The 25,424-nt window shown below is 51.8% G+C and carries 25 protein-coding genes; 15 read left to right on the forward strand and 10 right to left on the reverse strand.

What is annotated here, in order from left to right; genetic code table 11:
* Positions 1-178: 178 nt before the first annotated feature.
* The 6 genes from rsxD (at position 179) to gstA (ending at position 6,018) form a co-directional block, all read left to right on the forward strand.
* Complete coding sequence (rsxD, locus tag EQY_RS0100530) at positions 179-1,237, forward strand: electron transport complex subunit RsxD (protein WP_000231899.1); 1,059 nt, start codon at positions 179-181, stop codon at positions 1,235-1,237.
* Positions 1,238-1,240: 3 nt separating this feature from the next.
* A complete protein-coding gene (gene rsxG / locus EQY_RS0100535; RefSeq protein WP_000920799.1) occupies positions 1,241-1,861 on the forward strand; it encodes an electron transport complex subunit RsxG in 621 nt (206 codons plus the stop codon).
* Between the two features lie 3 nt (positions 1,862-1,864).
* Positions 1,865-2,560 carry an electron transport complex subunit RsxE gene (rsxE, locus tag EQY_RS0100540; protein WP_001289640.1) on the forward strand — a complete coding sequence of 232 codons (696 nt, stop codon included), beginning with the start codon at positions 1,865-1,867 and terminating at the stop codon, positions 2,558-2,560.
* Complete coding sequence (gene nth / locus EQY_RS0100545) at positions 2,560-3,195, forward strand: endonuclease III (RefSeq protein ID WP_001030339.1); 636 nt, start codon at positions 2,560-2,562, stop codon at positions 3,193-3,195. Before rsxE ends, nth begins: the two co-directional genes overlap by 1 nt.
* Before the next feature lie 609 nt (positions 3,196-3,804).
* Positions 3,805-5,307, forward strand: a complete 1,503-nt coding sequence (dtpA, locus tag EQY_RS0100555; RefSeq protein WP_000100947.1) for a dipeptide/tripeptide permease DtpA — start codon at positions 3,805-3,807, stop codon at positions 5,305-5,307.
* Positions 5,308-5,412: 105 nt separating this feature from the next.
* Entirely contained in the window at positions 5,413-6,018 is a 606-nt protein-coding gene (gstA, locus tag EQY_RS0100560; RefSeq protein ID WP_000765736.1) for a glutathione transferase GstA, read from the forward strand.
* 38 nt (positions 6,019-6,056) lie between these two features.
* On the opposite strand, the gene pdxY is transcribed toward gstA, so the two are convergent.
* The 5 genes from pdxY to anmK form a co-directional block, all read right to left on the reverse strand.
* Positions 6,057-6,917, reverse strand: coding sequence for a pyridoxal kinase PdxY (gene pdxY / locus EQY_RS0100565; protein ID WP_000789746.1), 861 nt, complete (start codon positions 6,915-6,917; stop codon positions 6,057-6,059).
* A gap of 60 nt (positions 6,918-6,977) precedes the next feature.
* Complete coding sequence (gene tyrS / locus EQY_RS0100570) at positions 6,978-8,252, reverse strand: tyrosine--tRNA ligase (protein WP_001516333.1); 1,275 nt, start codon at positions 8,250-8,252, stop codon at positions 6,978-6,980.
* 128 nt (positions 8,253-8,380) lie between these two features.
* Positions 8,381-9,037, reverse strand: a complete 657-nt coding sequence (pdxH, locus tag EQY_RS0100575; RefSeq protein WP_001282324.1) for a pyridoxamine 5'-phosphate oxidase — start codon at positions 9,035-9,037, stop codon at positions 8,381-8,383.
* A 58-nt stretch (positions 9,038-9,095) separates the two neighbouring features.
* Entirely contained in the window at positions 9,096-9,419 is a 324-nt protein-coding gene (gene mliC, locus EQY_RS0100580; protein ID WP_000734946.1) for a C-type lysozyme inhibitor, read from the reverse strand.
* 90 nt (positions 9,420-9,509) lie between these two features.
* The gene (gene anmK, locus EQY_RS0100585; protein WP_000835032.1) at positions 9,510-10,631 is read right to left on the reverse strand and encodes an anhydro-N-acetylmuramic acid kinase; all 1,122 of its coding nucleotides are present in this window, start codon (positions 10,629-10,631) and stop codon (positions 9,510-9,512) included.
* A gap of 274 nt (positions 10,632-10,905) precedes the next feature.
* On the opposite strand from anmK, the gene slyB reads away from it, so the two are divergent.
* Entirely contained in the window at positions 10,906-11,373 is a 468-nt protein-coding gene (gene slyB, locus EQY_RS0100590) for an outer membrane lipoprotein SlyB (RefSeq protein WP_000597203.1), read from the forward strand.
* A 46-nt stretch (positions 11,374-11,419) separates the two neighbouring features.
* Here slyB and slyA read toward each other — a convergent pair whose 3' ends face one another.
* On the reverse strand, positions 11,420-11,854 hold the full coding sequence (gene slyA / locus EQY_RS0100595) for a transcriptional regulator SlyA (RefSeq protein ID WP_016158207.1): 435 nt from the start codon (positions 11,852-11,854) through the stop codon (positions 11,420-11,422).
* 200 nt (positions 11,855-12,054) lie between these two features.
* Here slyA and EQY_RS0100600 point away from each other — a divergent pair, with 200 nt between their 5' ends.
* Genes EQY_RS0100600 through EQY_RS0100610 form a run of 3 tightly spaced genes read left to right on the forward strand, consistent with a single transcriptional unit; the run spans position 12,055 to position 15,163 of the window.
* The gene (locus EQY_RS0100600) at positions 12,055-12,291 is read left to right on the forward strand and encodes a DUF1656 domain-containing protein (protein WP_000671001.1); all 237 of its coding nucleotides are present in this window, start codon (positions 12,055-12,057) and stop codon (positions 12,289-12,291) included.
* Positions 12,292-12,293: 2 nt separating this feature from the next.
* A complete protein-coding gene (locus EQY_RS0100605) occupies positions 12,294-13,151 on the forward strand; it encodes an efflux RND transporter periplasmic adaptor subunit (protein WP_024212347.1) in 858 nt (285 codons plus the stop codon).
* The gene (locus tag EQY_RS0100610; RefSeq protein ID WP_000994242.1) at positions 13,151-15,163 is read left to right on the forward strand and encodes an FUSC family protein; all 2,013 of its coding nucleotides are present in this window, start codon (positions 13,151-13,153) and stop codon (positions 15,161-15,163) included. The genes EQY_RS0100605 and EQY_RS0100610 overlap by 1 nt, the downstream gene beginning before the upstream one ends.
* On the opposite strand, the gene sodC is transcribed toward EQY_RS0100610, so the two are convergent.
* From sodC to EQY_RS0100625, 3 genes are all read right to left on the reverse strand, one after another.
* Positions 15,164-15,685: a superoxide dismutase [Cu-Zn] SodC gene (sodC, locus tag EQY_RS0100615; RefSeq protein WP_000819795.1), complete on the reverse strand. Its 522-nt coding sequence runs from the start codon at positions 15,683-15,685 to the stop codon at positions 15,164-15,166.
* Positions 15,686-15,764: 79 nt separating this feature from the next.
* Positions 15,765-16,661 (reverse strand): aldo/keto reductase, encoded by an 897-nt coding sequence (locus EQY_RS0100620; protein ID WP_000250650.1) that lies wholly within the window; start codon positions 16,659-16,661, stop codon positions 15,765-15,767.
* 48 nt (positions 16,662-16,709) lie between these two features.
* Positions 16,710-16,949 carry a DUF1289 domain-containing protein gene (locus EQY_RS0100625; RefSeq protein WP_032225257.1) on the reverse strand — a complete coding sequence of 80 codons (240 nt, stop codon included), beginning with the start codon at positions 16,947-16,949 and terminating at the stop codon, positions 16,710-16,712.
* A gap of 102 nt (positions 16,950-17,051) precedes the next feature.
* Between EQY_RS0100625 and EQY_RS0100630 the strand changes: the two genes are divergently transcribed.
* From EQY_RS0100630 to EQY_RS0100650, 5 genes are all read left to right on the forward strand, one after another.
* A complete protein-coding gene (locus tag EQY_RS0100630) occupies positions 17,052-17,651 on the forward strand; it encodes a TetR/AcrR family transcriptional regulator (RefSeq protein ID WP_001032923.1) in 600 nt (199 codons plus the stop codon).
* A 38-nt stretch (positions 17,652-17,689) separates the two neighbouring features.
* Positions 17,690-18,787, forward strand: coding sequence for an N-ethylmaleimide reductase (nemA, locus tag EQY_RS0100635; RefSeq protein WP_000093630.1), 1,098 nt, complete (start codon positions 17,690-17,692; stop codon positions 18,785-18,787).
* An 80-nt stretch (positions 18,788-18,867) separates the two neighbouring features.
* Positions 18,868-19,275, forward strand: coding sequence for a lactoylglutathione lyase (gene gloA / locus EQY_RS0100640; protein ID WP_001237802.1), 408 nt, complete (start codon positions 18,868-18,870; stop codon positions 19,273-19,275).
* Positions 19,276-19,377: 102 nt separating this feature from the next.
* The gene (gene rnt / locus EQY_RS0100645) at positions 19,378-20,025 is read left to right on the forward strand and encodes a ribonuclease T (RefSeq protein ID WP_001282285.1); all 648 of its coding nucleotides are present in this window, start codon (positions 19,378-19,380) and stop codon (positions 20,023-20,025) included.
* Positions 20,026-20,117: 92 nt separating this feature from the next.
* Positions 20,118-24,731, forward strand: a complete 4,614-nt coding sequence (locus tag EQY_RS0100650; RefSeq protein WP_024212348.1) for an ATP-dependent helicase — start codon at positions 20,118-20,120, stop codon at positions 24,729-24,731.
* Between the two features lie 50 nt (positions 24,732-24,781).
* Here EQY_RS0100650 and grxD read toward each other — a convergent pair whose 3' ends face one another.
* Complete coding sequence (grxD, locus tag EQY_RS0100655; RefSeq protein WP_000108172.1) at positions 24,782-25,129, reverse strand: monothiol glutaredoxin 4; 348 nt, start codon at positions 25,127-25,129, stop codon at positions 24,782-24,784.
* Between the last annotated feature and the right edge of the window lie 295 nt (positions 25,130-25,424).

A 25,424-nucleotide genomic window follows, 5' to 3' on the forward strand; every position in this document is an offset into this window, starting at 1 on the left:
CCCGCGCAAAGCCGCCGTCGAAGCCGCTATTGCCCGCGCCAAAGCACGCAAGCTGGAGCAGCAGGCAAACGCAGAACCAGAAGAACAGGTTGACCCGCGCAAAGCGGCAGTTGCTGCGGCTATCGCCCGCGTTCAGGCCAAAAAAGCCGCTCAGCAAAAGGTTGTAAACGAGGACTAAATGGTATTCAGAATAGCTAGCTCCCCTTATACCCATAACCAGCGCCAGACATCGCGCATTATGTTGCTGGTACTGATCGCAGCCGTGCCCGGAATCGCTGCGCAACTTTGGTTTTTTGGCTGGGGTACTCTCGTTCAGATCCTCCTGGCGTCGGTCAGTGCACTTTTAGCCGAAGCTCTTGTGCTGAAACTGCGCAAACAGCCTGTTTCCACAACCTTAAAAGATAATTCGGCGCTTTTAACAGGGCTGTTACTCGCCGTAAGTATTCCGCCCCTCGCACCATGGTGGATGGTCGTGCTGGGTACGGTGTTTGCGGTGATCATCGCTAAACAGTTGTACGGCGGTCTGGGGCAAAACCCGTTTAACCCGGCGATGATTGGCTATGTGGTCTTACTGATCTCCTTCCCGGTGCAGATGACCAGCTGGCTGCCACCGCATGAAATTGCGGTCAACATCCCTGGCTTCATCGACGCCATACAGGTTATCTTCAGCGGTCATACTGCCAGCGGCGGTGATATGAACACGCTACGCTTAGGTATTGATGGCATTAGCCAGGCAACGCCACTGGATACGTTCAAAACTTCTGTCCGCGCCGGTCATTCGGTTGAGCAGATTATGCAGTATCCGATCTACAGCGGTATTCTGGCGGGTGCTGGTTGGCAATGGGTAAACCTCACCTGGCTGATTGGCGGCGTGTGGTTGCTATGGCAGAAAGCGATTCGCTGGCATATTCCGGTCAGCTTCTTAGTAACGCTGGCGTTATGCGCAACGTTGGGCTGGTTGTTCTCACCAGAAACACTGGCAGCACCGCAAATTCATCTGCTGTCTGGAGCAACCATGCTCGGCGCATTCTTTATTTTGACTGACCCGGTTACCGCTTCTACGACCAATCGTGGTCGTCTTATTTTCGGCGCGCTGGCGGGCTTATTAGTCTGGTTGATCCGCAGTTTCGGCGGCTATCCTGACGGCGTGGCTTTTGCCGTCCTGCTGGCGAACATCACGGTTCCTCTGATCGATTACTACACGCGTCCGCGCGTCTACGGCCATCGCAAAGGGTAAACCATGCTGAAAACTATCCGAAAACACGGCATTACGTTGGCGCTATTTGCAGCGGGTTCAACAGGGTTAACTGCGGCCATCAACCAGATGACCAAAACGACGATTGCTGAACAGGCCAGTCTGCAACAAAAGGCGTTATTTGATCAGGTGCTGCCAGCCGAACGCTATAACAATGCGCTGGCACAGAGTTGCTATCTGGTCACTGCGCCAGAGTTAGGTAAAGGTGAGCATCGGGTTTACATCGCCAAACAGGATGACAAACCGGTAGCCGCCGTTCTGGAAACAACCGCGCCAGATGGCTATTCCGGAGCGATTCAGCTGCTGGTGGGAGCCGATTTTAACGGCACGGTACTTGGCACACGCGTGACAGAGCACCACGAAACGCCAGGGCTTGGCGATAAAATCGAACTGCGCCTTTCTGACTGGATCACCCATTTTGCGGGTAAAAAAATCAGTGGTGCGGATGATGCGCACTGGGCGGTGAAGAAAGATGGTGGTGATTTCGACCAGTTCACCGGCGCGACGATTACTCCCCGCGCGGTGGTTAATGCGGTAAAACGCGCCGGATTGTACGCTCAGACGTTACCGTCACAACTTTCTCAACTTCCTGCCTGTGGAGAATAAAGCGTGAGCGAAATTAAAGACGTTATTGTTCAGGGGTTGTGGAAGAACAACTCCGCACTGGTTCAGTTGCTTGGCCTCTGCCCACTGCTGGCGGTCACGTCCACTGCCACCAACGCTCTGGGTTTAGGGCTTGCGACGACACTGGTGCTGACGCTTACCAACCTGACTATCTCGACGCTGCGTCACTGGACGCCAGCTGAGATCCGTATCCCCATTTACGTCATGATCATCGCCTCGGTGGTCAGCGCCGTACAGATGCTGATCAACGCCTACGCCTTCGGCCTGTATCAATCGTTAGGGATTTTTATTCCACTGATTGTCACTAACTGTATCGTTGTGGGTCGCGCTGAAGCCTTCGCCGCCAAAAAAGGTCCGGCGCTTTCGGCTCTTGATGGTTTTTCGATAGGCATGGGCGCAACCTGCGCAATGTTCGTGCTGGGTTCACTACGCGAAATCATCGGCAACGGAACGTTGTTTGACGGTGCCGATGCGCTGTTGGGTAACTGGGCAAAAGTATTGCGGGTGGAGATCTTCCACACTGATTCCCCTTTCCTGCTGGCAATGTTACCACCAGGCGCATTTATTGGTCTGGGACTGATGCTGGCAGTGAAATATCTGATTGATGAAAAAATGAAAAAGCGCCGCGCTGAAGCAATCGCCGAACGCGGCTTGCCGAACGGTGAAACAGGGAATGTCTGATGAACAAAGCAAAACGCCTGGAGATCCTCACACGTCTGCGTGAGAACAATCCTCACCCCACAACCGAGCTTAATTTCAGTTCGCCTTTTGAATTGCTGATTGCCGTACTGCTTTCCGCTCAGGCCACCGATGTCAGCGTTAATAAGGCGACGGCGAAGCTCTACCCGGTGGCTAATACGCCTGCGGCAATGCTCGAACTGGGTGTTGAAGGCGTAAAAACGTATATCAAAACTATTGGGTTATATAACAGCAAAGCGGAAAATATCATTAAGACCTGCCGTATCTTACTGGAACAGCATAATGGCGAAGTTCCGGAAGATCGCGCGGCGCTGGAGGCCTTACCCGGCGTTGGACGTAAAACAGCTAACGTGGTGTTGAATACCGCTTTCGGTTGGCCGACCATCGCTGTAGATACCCACATTTTCCGGGTCTGCAACCGCACCCAATTTGCGCCAGGAAAAAATGTCGAGCAGGTTGAGGAAAAATTGCTGAAAGTGGTTCCGGCAGAATTTAAAGTCGATTGCCACCACTGGTTAATCCTTCATGGGCGTTATACCTGCATTGCCCGCAAGCCGCGCTGTGGCTCCTGCATTATTGAAGATCTTTGTGAATACAAAGAGAAAGTTGACATCTGACACAAATAGATGGTGGCGTCTACCCATTCATTACCTTTCCTTATCTTCTTCAAAAACATCCCTCTAACGTTAATGATGCCGCCTCGCTGCGGCATCATCAGGCAATCCGTTTGTGAATAACCAAAAATGCAGGTTAATTGTTTTTTTAATAGCGAAATTTTCTATCTATTCGTGATCAAGATCACACTGATACTGAAATGTAAAAAGAATGCATTTTAAAAGTTAAATTTGACAAAGCATTGATTCAATCCGTCCTGAAACCTACAAAACATTACACTGGCTATTTTTCAGATAATGGACTATCCCACTACATAAAACACCTTATAGCAGAACATATCGCCAAACTGGAATTATTACCCTGTCTCAGTAGTGAAAAAATCTGCCTTTACGTTTTTTGAAAAATTTAACGCTGGATAACATTTCCCGGAGCCGATGAATTCTCCACGTCAGTTATATGTAACAGATTATTACAAAGGACTTGTCTGAAAGTGCAAGATAGTGAACATTACCTGCCGTTTCCCCTCCCACTATAACAATTGCGCGTATGTTTTTTAGACATCACGCGAGAAAGCACCCCCGTTAATATGGGATGTAAAAAAAGAGGTAAAAGTGTCCACTGCAAACCAAAAACCAACAGAAAGCGTCAGTTTGAACGCTTTCAAACAACCGAAGGCGTTCTATCTCATCTTCTCGATTGAGTTATGGGAACGTTTTGGTTATTACGGCCTACAAGGAATTATGGCTGTCTACCTGGTTAAACAACTGGGTATGTCTGAAGCGGATTCAATCACCCTTTTCTCTTCCTTTAGCGCCCTGGTTTATGGTCTGGTCGCTATCGGCGGCTGGTTAGGTGACAAGGTACTGGGTACTAAACGCGTTATTATGCTTGGTGCTATTGTACTGGCCATTGGTTATGCGCTGGTTGCATGGTCTGGCCACGACGCCGGTATCGTCTATATGGGTATGGCGGCTATTGCCGTAGGTAACGGCCTGTTTAAAGCCAACCCGTCTTCGCTGCTCTCTACTTGCTATGAGAAAAACGACCCGCGTCTGGACGGTGCATTTACCATGTACTACATGTCCGTCAACATCGGTTCTTTCTTCTCTATGATTGCAACCCCATGGCTGGCTGCCAAATATGGCTGGAGCGTCGCGTTCGCCCTTAGCGTAGTAGGTCTGTTAATCACTATCGTTAACTTCGCCTTCTGCCAACGCTGGGTTAAGCAGTACGGCTCAAAACCTGACTTTGAACCAGTCAACTACCGTAACCTGCTGCTGACCATTATTGGTGTTGTAGCCCTGATCGCAGTTGCAACCTGGCTGCTGCACAACCAGGAAGTAGCACGTATGGCGCTGGGCGTTGTTGCCCTGGGTATCGTGGTTATCTTCGGTAAAGAAGCGTTCGCCATGAAAGGTGCTGCGCGTCGTAAAATGATCGTCGCCTTCATCCTGATGCTTGAAGCAATCATCTTCTTCGTGCTGTACAGCCAGATGCCGACGTCGCTGAACTTCTTTGCGATTCGTAACGTTGAACACACTATTCTTGGTCTGGCCGTCGAGCCAGAGCAGTATCAGGCGCTGAACCCATTCTGGATCATCATTGGTAGCCCGATTCTGGCCGCTATCTATAACAAGATGGGCGATACCCTGCCGATGCCGACCAAGTTTGCAATCGGTATGGTGATGTGTTCTGGTGCGTTCCTGATCCTGCCGCTGGGTGCGAAATTCGCGTCTGACGCCGGTATCGTTTCTGTAAGCTGGCTGGTAGCTAGCTACGGCCTGCAGAGTATCGGTGAACTGATGATCTCTGGTCTGGGTCTGGCGATGGTTGCACAGCTCGTTCCGCAGCGTCTGATGGGCTTCATTATGGGTAGCTGGTTCCTGACCACTGCCGGTGCAAACCTGATTGGTGGTTATGTTGCGGGTATGATGGCTGTTCCGGATAACGTAACCGATCCGCTGATGTCGCTGGAAGTGTATGGTCGCGTGTTCTTGCAGATTGGTGTCGCCACTGCCGTTATTGCTGTGCTGATGCTGCTGACCGCGCCGAAACTGCATCGCATGACCCAGGACGATGCTGCAGACAAAGCGGCGAAAGCTGCCGTAGCGTAAATTTCAGGGAAACTCTTTTACAAGCCGCTAACTTTTCGTTAGCGGCTTTTTTTTTGTTCAGCAACGCACTACCATACTTTAAACCACAGCCAAAAGGAGTTACCGATGAAACTGTTCTACAAACCGGGCGCCTGCTCTCTTGCTTCCCATATCACCCTGCGTGAGAGCGGAAAGGACTTTACGCTCGTCAGTGTGGATTTGATGAAAAAACGTCTCGAGAACGGTGATGATTACTTTGCCATTAACCCTAAGGGACAGGTTCCTGCGTTGCTACTGGACGATGGTACTTTGCTGACGGAAGGCGTAGCAATTATGCAGTATCTTGCTGACAGTGTTCCCGACCGCCAGTTGCTGGCATCGGTAAACAGTATTTCTCGCTATAAAACCATCGAATGGCTGAACTATATCGCCACCGAATTGCATAAAGGGTTCACACCACTGTTCCGCCCGGATACCCCGGAAGAGTATAAACAGGCTGCCCGTGCACAACTGGAGAAAAAGCTGCAGTATGTTAACGACGCGCTGAAAGATGAGCACTGGATCTGCGGGCAACGTTTCACCATCGCTGACGCCTATCTGTTTACGGTTCTGCGCTGGGCATACGCGGTGAAACTGAATCTGGAGGGTTTAGAGCACATTGCAGCCTTTATGCAGCGTATGACTGAAAGACCGGCGGTGAAAGCTGCGTTGACGGCGGAAGGCTTGCAGTAATCGTCATCGGCCCACAGGAAGCTGTGGGCCGAGGTATTTCAGAGCTTCGTTGCGCTGAAATAGTGTTCCGGTTTGGCTATACGATCTTGCGCGGCAACCACCTGCAGTTCATATTCCTGCATTGCTTTGGTGGTTACCATAATTTCGTATACTGCCGCCGTCACGTGTTCCAGTGCCTCCTGCAGCGTTGCCCCCTGCAACAATTTCACCAGCAGTAAACCGCTCGTCACATCACCAACACCTACCGGCTGGCGCATACCGAAATCGACCAGCGGACGGCTGATATGCCAGGCTTCATCAGCAGTAACCAGCAGCATTTCAAAACGTTCGCGGCTGTAGCCCGCACGTGCAAGGTGTTTAACCAATACGATTTGTGGCCCTTGCGCAATAAGCTCACGCGCAGCGTTAACGGCCTCTTCGACGTTATGTACTGGATGTTCACAAAGAATTTCCAGCTCGACCAGATTCGGCGCGATGATATCGCTGGCTGGCATACCGTGACGGACATGAAATTCCGCCACGCCTGGCGCAACGATGCAACCTTTTTCCGGGTGCCCCATTACGGGATCGCAAAAATATTTCGCTTGTGGATTCGCCGCTTTTATCTGACGGACAATACCGAGGATATGTTCGCCCTGCTCCGCCGATCCCAGATAACCACTGAGTACGGCATCACAGGTGTGTAATTTATCAATGGCGGCAATGCCCTGCACAATTTCGGTTAAATGGCTGGGCGGCATCACACAGCCAGTCCATTTGCCGTATTGAGTATGATTAGAAAATTGAACGGTATTCAGCGGCCAGACATTCGCGCCCAGACGGCGCATCGGAAACTCTGCCGCACTGTTACCCGCATGACCATAAACAACGTGAGACTGGATAGCGAGAATATTTTTCATTGTGCTCCCTGTATAAAAATCAGGGGAGTGATTTCTCACTCCCCCTTTCCACTTAGTGCATTATTTCCAGCAAATCAGACAGTAATTCTTTTTGCCGCGACGCAGTAAGGTATAACGACCAAACAGGCGATCTTCTTCTTTAAAGAAGTATTCAGGATCGGACTGTTTTTCACCGTTAATGGTGATGGCATTGGAGGCGATAGTTTTACGCGCCTGACCACGGGACGGTTGCAGTTCAGAATCGACCAGCGCCTGCATCAGATCAGCGCCTTTTTCCATCTCAACCATCGGTACGCCGTCCTGCGCCAGCTGTTCAAAGTCCGCTTCGCTAAGCGCACTCAAGGAACCGCTGAACAGACATTCGGTAATACGTTTCGCGGCTTGCAAACCTTCTTCACCGTGAACCAGACGCGTCACCTGCTCCGCCAGCACATACTGGGCGCGCGGTGCTTTGCCGCTGTTTTTATCTTCTTCTTCCAGGGCGTTGATCTCTTCAATGCTCATGAAAGTGAAGAACTTCAGGAAGCGGTAAACGTCGGCATCAGCGGTGTTGATCCAGAACTGGTAGAACTTGTACGGACTGGTCTTCTTCGGATCCAGCCATACTGCGCCGCCTTCAGTTTTACCAAATTTGGTGCCGTCAGCCTTGGTGATCAGCGGAACGGTCAGGCCAAACACCTGATTCTGATGCAGGCGACGGGTCAGATCGATACCAGAGGTGATGTTACCCCACTGGTCAGAACCGCCAATCTGCAACGTAACACCATACTGTTTATTCAGACAGGCAAAGTCATAGCCCTGCAACAGGTTGTAAGAAAACTCGGTGAACGAAATACCCTGATCTTCACGGTTGAGACGCTGCTTAACCGCTTCTTTGTTGATCATCTGGTTAACGGAGAAGTGCTTACCGATATCGCGCAGGAAAGTCAGCACATTCATATTGCCGAACCAGTCATAGTTGTTCGCGGCGATAGCAGAGTTTTCTCCACAGTCGAAATCGAGGAACGGGGCAACCTGCTTGCGGATTTTGTCCACCCACTCCTGAACAGTTTCTTCGGTGTTCAGCTTACGCTCGGCAGCTTTGAAGCTTGGGTCGCCAATCAGACCTGTCGCGCCGCCTACCAGCGCAACCGGCTTGTGGCCCGCCTGCTGGAAGCGTTTCAGGCATAACAATGGAACAAGATGCCCCAAATGCAAGCTGTCAGCGGTAGGGTCGAAGCCGCAATAGAGCGCGATCGGGCCTTGCGCCAGTCGCTCTGCTAACGCTTCTTCGTCCGTCACCTGGGCCACCAGCCCCCGCTCTTGCAATTGTTTAATCAAGTTACTGCTTGCCATCAAAATCTCCATGTATATAACGACTGCACCTTTGCCGGTACACGACTTTTCGCCAGATGCGAAAGAGACATAGAATAAAGTGCCGGAATCAGGAGTGCCAGCGATTAAAGCAAGATTTTTGCATCTTTTCAGGGTGCGAGACGATCGATTTTCCACGCCTCATTTTCACGCTGGTACAAAAAGCGGTCATGCAGACGATGCTCACCGCCCTGCCAGAACTCAACCTGCTCAAGACTTACGCGGAAACCGCCCCAGAAACTCGGTAAAGGGACATCGCCCTGCTGAAACTTCTGCTTCAGCTCAAGAAATTTGCTCTCAAGGATCCCTCGCGCAGAGATACGGCTGGACTGCTTAGATACCCACGCGCCAATCTGGCTATCGCGCGGACGACTATGAAAATATTTCATCACTTCGAGAGTCGAAAGACGCTCCGCTTTACCGGTCACCATTACCTGGCGCTCAAGAGTATGCCACGGGAAAAGCAGGCTAACGCGCGGGTTATTTTCGATTTGATGCGCTTTGCGACTGCCGAGATTGGTGTAAAACACCATCCCTTTTTCGTCGTAATGTTTGAGTAACACGATGCGCTGATAAGGCTGACCATGTTCATCAACGGTTGCGACGACCATCGCGGTGGGGTCAACCAGCTTGGCTTCACAGGCCTGGGAGAGCCAGCGTTCAAAAAGGGTTAAAGGATCGGCGGGAAGATCGCGGCGGCGTAAACCGCCTTTGGTGTATTCACGGCGCAGATGCGCGATTTGCTGCAATTCGTCGTTATCAGACATGGTTTTCTTTACGGATTGTCAGTGGGTGACGCTATTGTGCGCCGCCCCTGGAAAAATCTCAACGCTGCGGATTTTGTAACTGACAGTTATTCAAGACGATGCGGTCACGCTTATAGACCGTTGCCTCATCACCTTTTGACCAGAAAACATAAATGCCATCGGTATAACGTGCGCCAGAGGCTGAAATTCCCTGTTTAAGGTGAATTAATTGATTGTCGTAGACAAATCTGACTTCCTGACGCGGATTATTCAGTTTTACCGTCAACGGTTTTTCATCACACTGGTATTCCAGCGTATCAGTTTGCATACGTTCAACCAGTTGATTAAACGCGCCACAGCCAGTGAGAAGCACCGGCAAACAGATCAGTAACAGTTTTTTCATAAACACATCCCGAAGACTTTCCTGGTCCGGAGAGCAAAACGCTCTCCTCAACTTCCAAGTGTAACGGCAGACGCAGTAGGAAAAATTCAGTTAACTCTGATATCGCGGGTTTGCAGGGAAAATTGCGCCCAGCACCGTCGCCTCGCTTGCGCCGGTGACCGAAGGCAGGTTGCCGGGTAGCCCCGCCAGCGTCCGCCAGGCAAGCCACGCGAAGGCCAATGCTTCCATGTCATCACCACTAATGCCGACGGCGTCAGTGGTGGTCACTTCGGTTCCTGGCAGCAAGGCAGCAAGTCGCGTCATCACCAATGGATTACGGCTTCCGCCACCACAGACCATCAAACGATCGCAGCCGCCACTCAATAATACCTGTTCAGAAATGGTCACGGCAGTAAGTTCCGCCAGCGTCGCCTGGACATCGCGCGCATCAACACCCGGGAAATGGCGCAAATGCCGTTCCAGCCAACCGTAGTTAAAGTATTCGCGCCCGGTGCTTTTCGGCGCGGATTGGGAAAAATACGCATCACTAAGCATATTCTGCAACAGTGGCAAAATAACTTTACCCGCTCGCGCCCACTCAGCGTCTTTATCGTAAGGTTTCCCGGCCTGACGCCAGATCCACGCATCCATCAACATGTTACCTGGACCGGTATCGTATCCCCCCACCGGCTGCCCTGGAATCAACAACGACAAATTGGCGATACCACCAATGTTGAGAACCATTCGCCGCTCTGTCGGATGAGCCAGCAATGCGTGATGAAACGCTGGCACCAGCGGCGCACCCTGACCACCTAAGGCGATATCGCGACGGCGAAAATCACCAACGACAGTAATTCCAGTGCGCGCCACAATTTGATTGTTATCACCAATCTGTAGAGTATGCGGTGCAACGCCAGTAGGTTCGTGCCAGACAGTCTGTCCGTGACACCCGATGGCGACGATATCTTTTGGCTGCAAATTTTCTTGCTTGAGCAGTGCGTTAACGGCATCGGCAAACAAGCGACCAAGTTGAGCATCCAGTTGACCGAACTGAGAAAGCGTAAGCTGCTGCCCCTGACAAATATCCAGTACTGCTTGTTTAAGTGATGGGGGAATCGGCCAGCTCAAACTTGCCAACTGCGCCACCCTGTGTTCATCGATAGTCGCCAGTACAACATCGACACCATCCAGGCTAGTACCTGACATTACGCCAATAAAGCGGCCTGATTTCATAGTTCATCCTTTTTCAACCTGTCGTTTGCGCTCCACTCAAACACAAACCTCTCACGAATTCCATGCATGAGCGCCGATTTTTACCATTACCAGGAAAACATTATATTCATATCAATAATTACTATGAATGTTTTGTTTATACTTGGTTAACCGTATTCTAATTATGATTCCATCATGTTTTAGTGGAACATGTAATCATAGTTATACCAATGCCATTTACTTTGGCCATGAGGGATGCTTGTGAGGCGTTTCATGGTAATCAGGAGATTTTTCAATGATTAAGCGCGTACTGGTTGTATCAATGGTAGGTCTGTCTCTTGTCGGTTGTGTTAATAACGATACCCTTTCTGGCGATGTCTATACCGCCTCTGAAGCGAAGCAAGTGCAGAATGTCAGCTATGGCACAATCGTTAATGTACGACAGGTACAAATTCAGGGCGGTGATGATTCCAACGTTATCGGCGCAATTGGCGGTGCGGTTCTCGGTGGCTTCCTTGGGAATACCGTTGGTGGCGGAACTGGGCGTTCTCTGGCAACTGCGGCAGGCGCTATCGCAGGTGGCGTAGCGGGTCAGGGCGTGCAGAGCGCAATGAACAAAACTCAGGGTGTGGAGTTGGAAATTCGTAAAGATGATGGCAACACCATTATGGTGGTACAGAAACAGGGCAATACCCACTTCTCTCCGGGACAACGTGTTATCCTGGCCAGCAACGGTAGCCAGGTGACTGTCTCTCCGCGCTAAATAAGTTGACGTGTGGTCAGGTCACTGACCACACGCCTTCTTCATTTCACCCTTTGGCCTGCAGCTCAGTAATATTATGCTCAAGTTTTGCAATGAGCTTAATCAACTGTTCTACTTCCTCTGCGGAAATTCCATGCAATATTTCCGCCCGGGTTTTGTTAATAACCGCTTCCATTTCGCTAATCAGCGGCTCCGCTTTTTCCGTCAGTTTAATACGTTTAGCCCGACGATCGCTGGCGCAAGTTTGACGCGAAATTAACCCTTTTTCTTCCAGTTGGTCCAGCGTACGAACCAGTGAAGGCTGCTCAATGCCGATCGCTTTTGCCAGTTGAATTTGCGACTGGTCTGGAGGTAACTGATGGATATTGTGCAACGTTACCCAATGGGTTTGCGTTAACTCCAGCGGTTTCAGGCGATGGTCTATCAGAGCACGCCATATGCGCACCAACCGTGCCAGATCAGAACCTAGTGGCGATTCCAATTTCATCTCCTTATAATTAGCTTGCTAAGATATTATACAGCTTTTAGAATAGTGTGCAGCAATTGTATTGCTAAAACAAATGTATTGCTGCATTTGCTTACCGTCAGACATGCTTTTCAGAAATTGCGCGTAACTTTTTCGCACTTAAAGAATATTTATTAATCTAACGCAATATATTCGGTCGTAAAGGAATCTATTTTGTGAAGTTTATGCTTAATGCAACGGGATTGCCCTTACAAGATCTGGTGTTCGGTGCGTCCGTCTATTTTCCTCCGTTTTTCAAAGCGTTCGCGCTTGGATTTGTCCTCTGGCTTGTTATACACCGCCTGCTTCGCGGCTGGATCTACGCCGGTGACATCTGGCATCCCTTGTTAATGGATTTATCGCTGTTTGCGATTTGCGTTTGCCTTGCTCTGGCAATACTGATTGCGTGGTAACTATGTCAATTAAAACAATTAAGTATTTCTCAACAATTATTGTAGCGGTTGTTGCGATTCTTGCCGGATGGCGGCTATGGAACTATTACATGCAGTCACCGTGGACACGCGACGGAAAAATACGCGCAGAACAGGTTTCTATCACGCCTCAGGTGTCTGGACGTATTGTTGCGATGAATATAAAAGACAACCAGTTGGTTAATGCTGGTGATATTTTACTCACCATCGATAAAACGCCCTTCCAGATAGCCGAACTGAACGCCCAGGCTCAATTAACGAAAGCGCAATCTGACCTCGCCAAAGCCAATAACGAAGCTAATCGTCGCCGTCATCTCTCACATAATTTTATCTCTGCCGAAGAGCTGGATACCGTTAACCTCAATGTTAAAGCGATGCAGGCCAGTGTTGATGCCGCACAGGCGACGCTTAAACAGGCACAATGGCAACTGGCGCAAACGGAAATTCGCGCTCCGGTGAGTGGATGGGTAACTAATCTCACTACCCGCATCGGCGACTACGCCGACACCGGAAAGCCCCTGTTTGCCCTGGTAGATAGCCATTCGTTTTACGTCATTGGTTATTTTGAAGAAACCAAATTGCGCCATATCCACGACGGTGCACCAGCGCAAATTACACTCTATAGCGATAACAAAACGTTACAGGGTCACGTTTCCAGTATCGGTCGGGCGATTTATGATCAGAGCATTGAAAGTGATTCCAGCCTGATTCCGGATGTGAAACCTAACGTCCCCTGGGTGCGTCTCGCCCAACGCGTTCCCGTCCGCTTTGCTCTGGATAATGTTCCCAGCGATGTCACGCTGGTATCCGGTACAACATGTAGCATCGCCGTAGGTCAATAATGAACGCATCGTTATGGTCCTTGCGCAATTTGCCCTGGTGCAGGGCCTCGCTGGCTCAATGGCGTTATGCGTTACGCAATACCATTGCCATGTGCCTGGCGCTGACGGTTGCCTATTATTTAAATCTCGATGAACCCTACTGGGCGATGACCTCGGCTGCGGTGGTAAGCTTTCCCACCGTTGGAGGTGTCATCAGCAAAAGTCTCGGACGCATCGCTGGTAGTTTGCTGGGAGCCATCGCGGCACTGATTCTTGCCGGGCATACGCTTAACGAGCCGTGGTTTTTTCTATTGAGCATGTCGGCGTGGCTTGGCTTTTGTACCTGGGCTTGCGCGCACTTCACGAATAACGTGGCGTATGCCTTCCAACTGGCGGGCTACACTGCGGCCATTATCGCCTTTCCGATGGTTAATATCACGGAAGCAAGCCAATTGTGGGATATCGCTCAGGCGCGCGTTTGCGAAGTCATCGTCGGTATTCTCTGCGGTGGCATGATGATGATGATCCTGCCGAGTAGCTCCGACGCCACTGCGCTTTTAACCGCGTTGAAAAACATGCATGCCCGTTTACTGGAACATGCCAGCTTGCTCTGGAAGCCTGAAACAACCGATGCCATTCGCACAGCACATGAAGGAATTATTGGGCAAATATTAACCATGAATTTGCTGCGCATTCAGGCGTTCTGGAGTCACTATCGTTTCCGCCAGCAAAATGCACGCCTGAATGCGCTACTCCACCAGCAATTACGCATGACCAGCGTCATCTCCAGCCTGCGACGTATGTTGCTCAACTGGTCATCAACGCCCGCCGCCACACGTGAAATTCTCGAACAGTTGCTGACGGCGCTTGCCAGTTCGCAAACTGATTTTTACACCGTCGCACGTATCATTGCCCCACTGCGCCCAACCAACTTAGCCGACTATCGGCACGTCGCCTTCTGGCAGCGACTACGCTATTTTTGCCGCCTTTATCTGCAAAGCAGTCAGGAACTACATCGTCTGGAAAGCGGTACAGATGATCGTGCCAGACTCCCACGAACAGCCGGCCTGGCACGTCATACCGATAACGCCGAAGCTATGTGGAGTGGACTGCGCACATTTTGTACGTTGATGATAATTGGCGCATGGAGTATTACCTCGCAATGGGATGCCGGTGCCAATGCATTAACACTGGCAGCAATTAGCTGCGTACTCTACTCCGCCGTCGCGGCACCGTTTAAGTCACTGTCGCTACTTATGCGCACGCTGGTATTACTTTCGCTATTTAGCTTTGTGGTTAAGTTTGGTCTGATGGTTCAGATTAGCGACCTGTGGCAATTTTTGCTGTTTCTCTTCCCGCTGCTGGCGACGATGCAACTTCTCAAATTACAGATGCCAAAATTTGCCGCGTTGTGGGGACAACTGATCGTATTTATGGGTTCGTTCATCGCTGTCACTAATCCCCCGGTGTATGATTTTGCTGACTTTCTTAACGATAATCTGGCGAAAATTGTTGGCGTGGCACTGGCGTGGTTAGCGTTCGCCATTCTGCGACCTGGATCTGATGCCCGTAAAAGTCGTCGTCATATTCGCGCACTGCGCCGGGATTTTGTCGACCAACTAAGCCGCCATCCAACCCTGAGTGAAAGCGAATTTGAATCGCTCACTTATCACCACGTTAGTCAGTTGAGCAACAGCCAGGATGCACTGGCTCGCCGTTGGTTATTACGCTGGGGCGTGGTGCTGCTGAACTGTTCACATGTTGTCTGGCAATTGCGGGACTGGGAATCGCGTTCCGATCCGTTATCGCGAGTGCGGGATAACTGTATTTTTCTGTTGCGGGAAGTAATGAATGAGCGTGGCGTTCAGCAAAAATCACTGGCGGCCACACTTGAAGAATTACAGCGGATATGCGACAGCCTTGCCCACCATCATCAACCCGCAGCCCGTGAGCTGGCGGCGATTGTCTGGCGTCTGTACTGCTCGCTTTCGCAACTTGAGCAAGCGCCGCCGCAAGGTACGCTGACCTCTTAATTACTTAATGACACCACAGGCATAGCGTTCACCGCCACCGCCCAGCAGTTTTGGTTGATCGGACATATTATCGCCGCCAACGTGGATCATCAGCGCCTTGTCTTTGATTTCATCAAGTGATTTCAGACGAGGCGCAATGACGGCATCGGTTGCTTTACCGTCATTGTTAACCACCAGTGCCGGCAGATCGCCTAAGTGTCCTGCACCTTCTGGCCCTTCATGCTTACCAGTATTTTGTGGATCAAGATGCCCGCCTGCGGATTCTGCGGCGCTGGCTTTGCCATCTTTCATTGCTGGCTGGCAGCTTCCTTTGGCATGAATATGGAAGCCATGCTCACCGGTTGGTAATGCTTTCAGATCGGGTGAAAACTCCAGACCTTTATCGGTTTCAGTAATTGTTACACTACCGATTGACTGCCCAATCCCTTGCGACGTGACGAGGTTCATCTCGACTTTTTCACTGGCAGCTTGTGCGCCGGTTGCAACAACCAGCGCCAGAATGGCCAGACTAAAACGTTTCATAGGACCTCCGTTCAATGTGCATACCCGTTAAGTGTAAACCAGTGACACATATTTGAACGGCGGCTATTCCTAAAAGTGTTTACGGTACGTCGTAACCCAGTGCCGCTTTACGGATACGGAACCATTGTTGGCGGGTCATTTTCAATGTTTCCGCTTCGACAGCAGCCCGCACGCGCTCAATTTTACCGGAGCCGATAATCGGCAGCGGCTGCGATGGCAGACGCAATATCCAGGCATAAACCACCTGCTCGATAGAGCCCGCGTTTAATTCTTCCGCCACCACAGCAAGTTCATCACGTAGCGGCCTGAAATAATCATCATTAAACAGACGACCACCGCCAAGACAAGACCAGGCCATCGGGCGAATACGCAGTTGTTGCAGTTGGTCGAGCGTGCCATCCAGCAGTAACGGCTGATGCACCGGGGATATTTCCACCTGATTAGTGGCAAGGGTAAACGGCAAGCGCGATTGCAACAGCGCAAATTGCGCAGGCGTGAAGTTGGATACGCCAAAATGGCGTACTTTTCCGCTCTGATGCAGATGTTTAAACGCATCTGCCACTTCATCGGCATCCATTAGCGGGTCGGGGCGATGGATCAGCAGCAGATCCAGATGATCGGTCGCAAGATTAATCAGCGACTGTTCGGCGCTCTTAATGATGTGGTCGCGGTCAGTGATGTAATGACCAATGACGTTTTCTTCACGCGCGGTCGTCGCGATACCGCATTTACTGACGATTTCCATCCGTTCACGCAGGTGAGGCGCCAGTTTCAACGCCTCACCGAACGCCGCTTCGCACTGATAGCCACCATAAATATCAGCGTGATCCACAGTAGTCACGCCGAGATCCAGATGCTCTTCAATAAAACTGACTAACTGGCGGGCGGACATATTCCAGTCCATCAATCGCCAGTAGCCCATCACAAAACGGGAAAACTCCGGGCCTTGCGGCGCAATAGTAATACGCTGAACCATAATCGCTTCCTCTTATCAGATATGAGAGGAGTATACGCAAGATTAGGCTCAAAAGAGTGATGGTTGCTCAGGTTCGTCTGATGGCGCTGGCTTATTCGCGCGTAATTTACGCATAAGTCGTTGCCGACAAAGGCGCAACACTTCTTGTTTTTCGCCATCGCTCATTTTATTCCAGTTAAAACGCTCATCCCGGCTACGATAACAGCCACGGCAAAATCCGCGTTCATCGGACTGGCAAATTCCCCGGCACGGGCTCTGGACGGGAAAGAACTCTAATTGCTCCGCCACTTCGCCCTCCTAAGATAAGATTATTACCACTATTGAAGCTGTTAATGCCCAAAGTAGCAACTTTACTTGCACTAGACCGACCGGTCTACTACACTCGAACACATGAACAAACACACCGAACATGATACTCGCGAACACCTCCTGGCTACGGGTGAGCAGCTTTGCCTGCAACGTGGATTCACCGGGATGGGATTAAGCGAGTTACTGAAAATCGCTGAAGTGCCGAAAGGGTCGTTCTATCACTACTTTCGCTCTAAAGAAGCGTTTGGCGTTGCCATGCTTGAGCGTCATTACGCGGCGTATCACCTGCGACTAGCGGAGTTGCTGCAATCCGGCGAAGGTAACTACCGCGACCGCATACTGGCTTATTACCAGCAGATACTTAACCAGTTTAGCCAGCATGGAACTATCAGCGGATGCCTGACAGTAAAGCTCTCTGCCGAAGTGTGCGATCTGTCAGAAGATATGCGCAGCGCGATGGATAAAGGCGCTCGTGGCGTGATCGCCCTGCTCTCTCAGACACTGGAAAATGGCCGTGCCAGCCACTGTTTAACCTTTTGTGGTGAACCGCTACAACAAGCGCAAGTACTTTACGCGCTGTGGCTGGGCGCCAATCTGCAGGCCAAAATTTCGCGCAGTTCCGGGCCGCTGGAAAACGCGCTAACACATGTAAAAACCATTATTGCGACGCCTGCCGTTTAGCAGGCATTTTTTTCATCACCAGACGACCGGGAGCCTTTATGTCATCTGAAAAACTGTATTCCCCACTGCAAGTGGGCGCGATCACGGCGGCAAACCGTATTTTTATGGCCCCTCTGACACGTCTGCGCAGCATTGAGCCGGGTGACATCCCTACTCCGTTGATGGCGGAATACTATCGCCAACGTGCCAGTGCCGGCTTGATTATTAGCGAAGCCACTCAAGTTTCCGCTCAGGCAAAAGGGTATGCGGGCGCACCTGGTATTCATAGCCCGGAGCAAATCGCGGCATGGAAAAAAATCACCGCTGGTGTTCATGCTGAAAATGGTCATATCGCCGTACAGCTTTGGCATACGGGGCGCATTTCTCACGCCAGCCTGCAACCTGGCGGCCAGGCTCCGGTAGCACCTTCGGCACTTAGTGCGGGAACGCGTACTTCTCTGCGCGATGAAAATGGTCAGGCGATCCGCGTCGAGACATCTATGCCGCGTGCACTGGAGCTGAAAGAGATTCCGGGGATCGTCAATGATTTCCGTCAGGCCATTGCTAACGCGCGTGAAGCCGGTTTTGATCTGGTAGAGCTTCACTCCGCTCACGGTTATTTACTGCATCAGTTCCTGTCGCCTTCTTCAAACCATCGTACCGATCAGTACGGCGGTAGCGTGGAAAATCGCGCACGTCTGGTACTGGAAGTTGTTGATGCCGGGATTGAAGAATGGGGTGCCGATCGCATTGGCATTCGCGTTTCGCCAATCGGTACTTTCCAGAATACGGATAACGGCCCGAATGAAGAAGCCGATGCACTGTATCTGATTGAACAACTGGGCAAACGCGGCATTGCTTATCTGCATATGTCCGAACCTGACTGGGCAGGCGGCAAACCATATACCGAGGCTTTCCGCGAAAAAGTACGCGCCCGTTTCCACGGCCCGATTATCGGGGCTGGTGCATATACGGTAGAAAAAGCGGAAACGCTGATCGGCAAAGGGTTAATTGATGCGGTGGCATTTGGTCGCGACTGGATTGCGAATCCGGATCTGGTTGCTCGCCTGCAGCGCAAAGCCGAACTTAACCCACAGCGTGCCGAAAGTTTCTACGGCGGCGGCGCAGAAGGTTATACCGATTACCCTACGCTGTGATCTAACATTGCGAGCGGCGCAAAGCCGCCGCTATACTAAAACAACATTTTGAATCTGTTAGCCATTTTGAGGATATAAAGATGCGTCTTCTTCACACCATGCTGCGCGTTGGCGATCTGCAACGCTCCATCGATTTTTATACCAACGTGCTGGGCATGAAACTGCTGCGTACCAGCGAAAACCCGGAATATAAATACTCACTGGCGTTTGTTGGCTACGGCCCGGAAACCGAAGAAGCGGTGATTGAGCTGACCTATAACTGGGGCGTGGATAAATACGAACTCGGCACCGCTTATGGTCACATCGCCCTTAGCGTTGATAACGCCGCTGAAGCGTGCGAAAAAATCCGTCAGAACGGCGGTAACGTGACCCGTGAAGCCGGTCCGGTAAAAGGCGGTACTACGGTTATCGCATTTGTGGAAGATCCGGACGGTTATAAAATTGAATTGATCGAAGAGAAAGACGCCGGTCGCGGTCTGGGCAACTAATCTCCTGCCGGGCGTGCACTCATCACGCCCGCATCTTTACTGCATCGGCAAGTAATATTTGTCATAATGCGCGCTGCAATTTATCCGTATTAAGAGAATCAGATGTCCGATAACGCTCAACTTACCGGTCTGTGCGACCGTTTTCGTGGTTTTTATCCTGTTGTGATCGATGTTGAAACAGCCGGATTTAACGCCAAAACCGATGCGCTGCTTGAGATTGCCGCCATCACCCTGAAAATGGATGAACAAGGCTGGCTGATGCCGGACACCACATTACATTTCCACGTCGAGCCGTTTGTCGGCGCTAATTTGCAACCAGAAGCCCTCGCCTTCAACGGCATTGACCCGAACGATCCCGATCGTGGCGCGGTCAGTGAATACGAGGCACTGCATGAGATTTTCAAAGTTGTACGTAAAGGCATTAAAGCGAGCGGCTGTAACCGTGCCATTATGGTGGCGCACAACGCCAATTTCGACCACAGCTTTATGATGGCCGCCGCAGAACGCGCCTCACTGAAACGTAACCCGTTCCACCCTTTCGCCACTTTTGACACTGCTGCACTGGCCGGGCTGGCGCTCGGACAAACCGTATTATCAAAAGCCTGCCAGACCGCTGGCATGGAGTTTGACAGCACTCAGGCACACTCCGCGCTGTACGATACCGAACGCACCGCTGTGCTGTTTTGTGAAATCGTCAACCGCTGGAAACGACTGGGAGGTTGGCCGCTGCCTGCCGCCGAAGAGGTGTAATCGAGTCGATGCCTGATGACATGCAATGAATCAGGCATCTATAGTGAGGCTATTCCACGCATCATGCATGATATTCACGGGGAATAGCGTTAATGGCAGATAACCCAAATCCTTCATCGTCGCTGCCGGACGTTTTTTCACAGGCGACCCGCGACTGGTTTCTTCGCGCCTTTAAACAGCCGACCGCTGTTCAGTCACAAACCTGGCATGTGGCGGCACACGGTGAACATGCGCTGGTGATTGCACCGACAGGTTCCGGAAAAACGCTGGCAGCTTTTCTCTACGCCCTCGATCAACTCTTCCGCGAAGGCGGAGAACATGCAAGCGAAGCGCATAAGCGTAAAACCTCGCGCATCCTCTATATTTCACCAATTAAAGCCTTAGGCACCGACGTTCAACGCAACTTACAGATCCCGTTACAGGGCATTGCGGATGAGCGGCGGCGTGGCGAAATGGAAGTCAACATTCGTGTGGGTATCCGCACTGGCGATACTCCCGCACAAGAACGCAGCAAACTGACCCGTAATCCGCCGGATATTCTGATAACCACGCCCGAATCACTCTATCTGATGCTGACCTCCCGCGCACGCGAAACGCTACGCGGCGTCGAAACGGTAATTATTGATGAAGTCCACGCGGTAGCGGGCAGTAAACGTGGTGCGCATCTGGCGTTAAGTCTGGAGCGACTCGATGCGCTGCTCCACACCTCAGCACAGCGAATTGGTCTTTCCGCTACCGTGCGCTCGGTCAGCGATGTGGCGGAATTTCTGGGTGGCGATCGCCCGGTCACGGTAGTCAACCCGCCCGCAATGCGCCATCCGCAAATCCGGATTGTCGTTCCTGTCGCCAATATGGATGATGTCTCATCGGTCGCCAGCGGCACCGGCGAAAACAGCCATGCCGGCCGGGAAGGCTCCATCTGGCCATATATTGAAACGGGTATCCTTGATGAAGTGTTGCGCCATCGCTCGACCATTGTTTTCACCAATTCTCGCGGACTGGCGGAAAAACTGACGGCACGACTAAATGAGCTTTACGCTGCACGATTACAGCGTTCCCCGACTATCGCCGTTGATGCGGCAAATTTTGAGTCTACCTCCGGCGCAACCTCTAACCGCGTGCAAAGTAGCGACGTTTATATTGCCCGTTCGCATCACGGTTCCGTCTCTAAAGAACAACGAGCAATCACCGAACAGGCGCTGAAATTGGGTGAATTACGCTGCGTGGTCGCCACTTCCAGTCTCGAACTGGGGATTGATATGGGCGCGGTGGATCTGGTGATTCAGGTGGCAACGCCGCTTTCTGTTGCCAGTGGGTTACAACGCATTGGGCGCGCCGGACACCAGGTCGGTGGCATCTCCAACGGGCTTTTCTTCCCCCGAACCCGGCGTGATTTAATCGATTCCGCCGTCATTGTGGAGTGTATGTTCGCAGGCAAGCTGGAAAACCTTACACCACCGCATAATCCACTCGACGTTCTGGCGCAGCAAACTGTTGCCGCTGCGGCGATGGACGCATTACAGGTGGACGAATGGTACGCCCGCGTGCGCCGTGCCGCACCGTGGAAAGATCTACCGAGGCGCGTTTTTGACACCACGCTGGATATGCTTTCCGGGCGCTATCCTTCTGGTGATTTTTCCGCTTTTCGCCCAAAACTTATCTGGGATCGGGAAAGTGGAATATTAACTGCGCGTCCAGGCGCCCAACTGCTGGCGGTGACCAGCGGTGGCACCATTCCGGATCGTGGCATGTACAGCGTGTTATTACCGGAAGGTGAAGAACAGGCCGGATCTCGTCGGGTAGGAGAACTGGATGAAGAGATGGTGTATGAATCGCGGGTGAATGACATTATCACCCTCGGTGCTACCTCCTGGCGGATCCAGCAAATTACCCGCGATCAGGTGATTGTGACGCCTGCGCCCGGACGCTCCGCCAGACTTCCCTTCTGGCGCGGCGAAGGAAACGGACGTCCGTCTGAATTAGGCGAGATGATCGGCGATTTTCTCCATTTGCTGGCGGATGGCGCGTTCTTTTCCGGGAGTATTCCCCCGTGGCTGGCGGAAGAAAATACGCTCGCCAATATTAAGGGACTGATTGACGAGCAGCGCAAAGCAACGGGCATTGTTCCTGGCAGCCGTCATCTGGTTCTCGAACGGTGCCGTGATGAAATTGGCGACTGGCGTATTATTTTGCACTCTCCCTATGGGAGACGCGTGCATGAACCCTGGGCGCTGGCGATTGCAGGACGAATACATGCACTATGGGGCGCTGACGCCTCAGTAGTTGCCAGTGATGACGGCATTGTTGCGCGCATTCCTGACACCGATGGTAAATTGCCTGACGCCGCCATTTTCTTGTTTGAACCAGAAAAATTGCTGCAAATTGTCCGCGAAGCGGTAGGCAGCTCGGCTCTTTTCGCCGCTCGTTTCCGTGAATGTGCCGCGCGGGCATTGCTGATGCCCGGCCGCACGCCGGGGCATCGCACGCCACTGTGGCAACAACGACTACGAGCCAGCCAGTTGCTGGAAATCGCCCAAGGTTATCCTGATTTTCCGATCATTCTCGAAACCCTACGTGAATGCCTGCAAGATGTTTATGATCTTCCCGCGCTGGAACGTTTGATGCGTCGCCTGAACGGTGGCGAAATACAAATATCCGATGTAACGACTACTACGCCCTCGCCTTTCGCCACAAGTTTATTGTTCGGCTATGTCGCGGAATTTATGTACCAGAGCGACGCCCCGCTGGCAGAGCGCCGGGCATCCGTACTGTCGCTCGACAGCGAGTTACTGCGCAATCTACTCGGTCAGGTCGATCCGGGTGAATTACTCGACCCGCAGGTCATACGCCAGGTGGAAGAAGAGTTACAGCGGCTAGCGGCTGGCAGAGAAGCGAAAGGTGAAGAAGGTTTGTTTGACCTGCTACGCGAACTGGGGCCAATGACCGTTGAGGATCTGGTACAACGGCATACTGGCAGCAGTGAAGAGATTGAGAAGTATGTGGAAAACCTTCTCGCGGCAAAACGAATCTTCCCGGCGATGATTGCAGGTCAGAAGCACCTGGCCTGCATGGATGACGCAGCCAGGCTACGAGACGCCCTCGGTGTACCATTGCCGCACTCACTACCCGAAATCTACCTGCACCGCGTAAATTACCCGCTTCGCGATCTCTTTCTGCGCTATCTCCGGACTCATGCTCTGGTCACGGCGGAACAACTTGCCCGTGATTTTGGCCTCGGTATTGCCATTGTCGAAGAGCAACTTCAGCAACTGCGCGAACGGGGGCTGGTGATGAATCTGCAACAAGACGTCTGGGTGAGCGACGAAGTTTTCCGTCGTCTGCGCTTACGCTCGCTGCAGGCTGCCAGAGAAGCGACGCGTCCAGTTCCGTCTACAGTCTATGCGCGATTGCTGCTGGAACGTCAGGGCGTGTTGCCCGCTACCGATGGCAGCCCGGCGCTTTTTGCCGCAACGTCTACAGGCGTTTATGAGGGGGTGGATGGTGTCATGCGGGTAATCGAACAACTTGCCGGTGTTGGTTTACCCGCCTCGCTCTGGGAAAGCCAGATCCTGCCAGCCCGCGTGCGCGACTATTCGCCAGAAATGCTCGATGAACTGTTGGCAACCGGCGCAGTTATCTGGTCGGGGCAAAAAAAACTGGGCGATGATGACGGTCTGGTGGCTCTGCATTTGCAGGAATATGCCGCAGAATCGTTAACACCAGTAGAAAATGATCACGCAAAACGTTCAGCGATTCAGCAAGCGATTATCGCGGTTCTGGCTGACGGCGGCGCCTGGTTTGCGCAACAAATCGCTCAACGGGTAGGCGAGAAAATCGGTCAACCTGTAGATGCTTCGCCCCTGCAAGAAGCGTTGTGGGAGCTGGTCTGGCAAGGCGTCATTTCCTGCGATATTTGGGCACCGTTACGCGCCCTCACCCGCAGCAGTACCAGCGCGCGTCCCTCAACTCGCCGCAGTCACCGGACCCGGCGTGGACGTCCTGCCTATACGTCGTCCATCTCGCCACTGGTATCTTACAACACGCCGAAGCTGGCTGGACGCTGGTCGTTATTACAGGTGGAGCCACTTAACGATACTGAAAGGATGCTGGCGCTGGCGGAAAATATGCTCGACCGCTACGGCATCGTCAGTCGTCAGGCGGTGATAGCCGAGAATATCCCTGGCGGATTTCCGTCAATGCAAACGCTTTGTCGAAGCATGGAAGACTCCGGGCGAATTATGCGTGGTCGTTTTGTTGAAGGTCTTGGCGGCGCGCAATTTGCTGATCGCCTGACTATTGACCGATTGCGCGATCTGGCGACACAAGCCACGCAGACGCGACACTATACGCCAGTGGCGCTCTCTGCCAACGATCCGGCTAATGTGTGGGGAACTCTCCTGCCCTGGCCTGCACATCCGGCAACGCTGGTTCCAACGCGTCGGGCGGGTGCGCTGGTGGTCGTTTCTGGCGGCAAATTGTTACTCTATCTGGCGCAAGGTGGCAAAAAAATGCTGGTCTGGCAGGAAAAAGAGGAATTACTCGCCCCAGAGGTTTTCCAGGCGCTGACTACCGCACTGCGTCGCGAACCACGGCTGCGCTTTACGCTGACAGAAGTGAATGATCAACCCGTCCGGCAAACGCCGATGTTTACGCTGCTGCGTGAAGCGGGATTTTCAAGTTCGCCACAAGGGCTGGATTGGGGATAGATAAAGCACTGACGGATGCTTGTTTGCATCCGTCAGTATTGCAGGACGGATTACTCCGCGTCCGGCTCTTCAGACTTGTATTTAGCGGCAGTTTCTTTGATCAGCTGTTGCAGTTCGCCGCGCTGATACATTTCGATCACGATATCACAGCCGCCTACCAGTTCGCCGTCAACCCACAGTTGCGGGAAAGTCGGCCAGTTAGCGTATTTCGGCAGTTCCGCACGAATGTCCGGATTTTGCAGGATATCAACATAGGCAAAACGTTCGCCACATGCGGCAAGCGCCTGGACTGCCTGGGCAGAGAAACCGCAGCTCGGCAGTTTCGGTGAACCTTTCATGTACAGCAGGATCGGGTTTTCAGCAATCTGGCGTTGGATTTTTTCGATAGTGGTGCTCATTGTCTTGCTTCCTCAAACTTCTTTACGGCAGTAATCTGACATTGTAGCGGGTCAGTGCGGCAACGGAAAATAACATTTTCATCACGCTTTTGCTATTTTATCCCTTTGCTCTATATGTTGCATTTCAAATATTCTTTTCTTCTCTGGCACGCAGCAACGTGGTGTTTTTATAACCATTTTTAGCTTTGCCTGCTGCATTTTTTTGCGCTCGCCGACGAAACGTATTTTTTAACAATAAAAGCTATTAACTTTCTCTTCTTCTATGCGGTGATGCTGCCAACTTACTGATTTAGTG

The organism is Escherichia sp. TW14182 (genome assembly GCF_000208525.1).
In the GTDB taxonomy this organism is placed as follows: domain Bacteria; phylum Pseudomonadota; class Gammaproteobacteria; order Enterobacterales; family Enterobacteriaceae; genus Escherichia; species Escherichia ruysiae.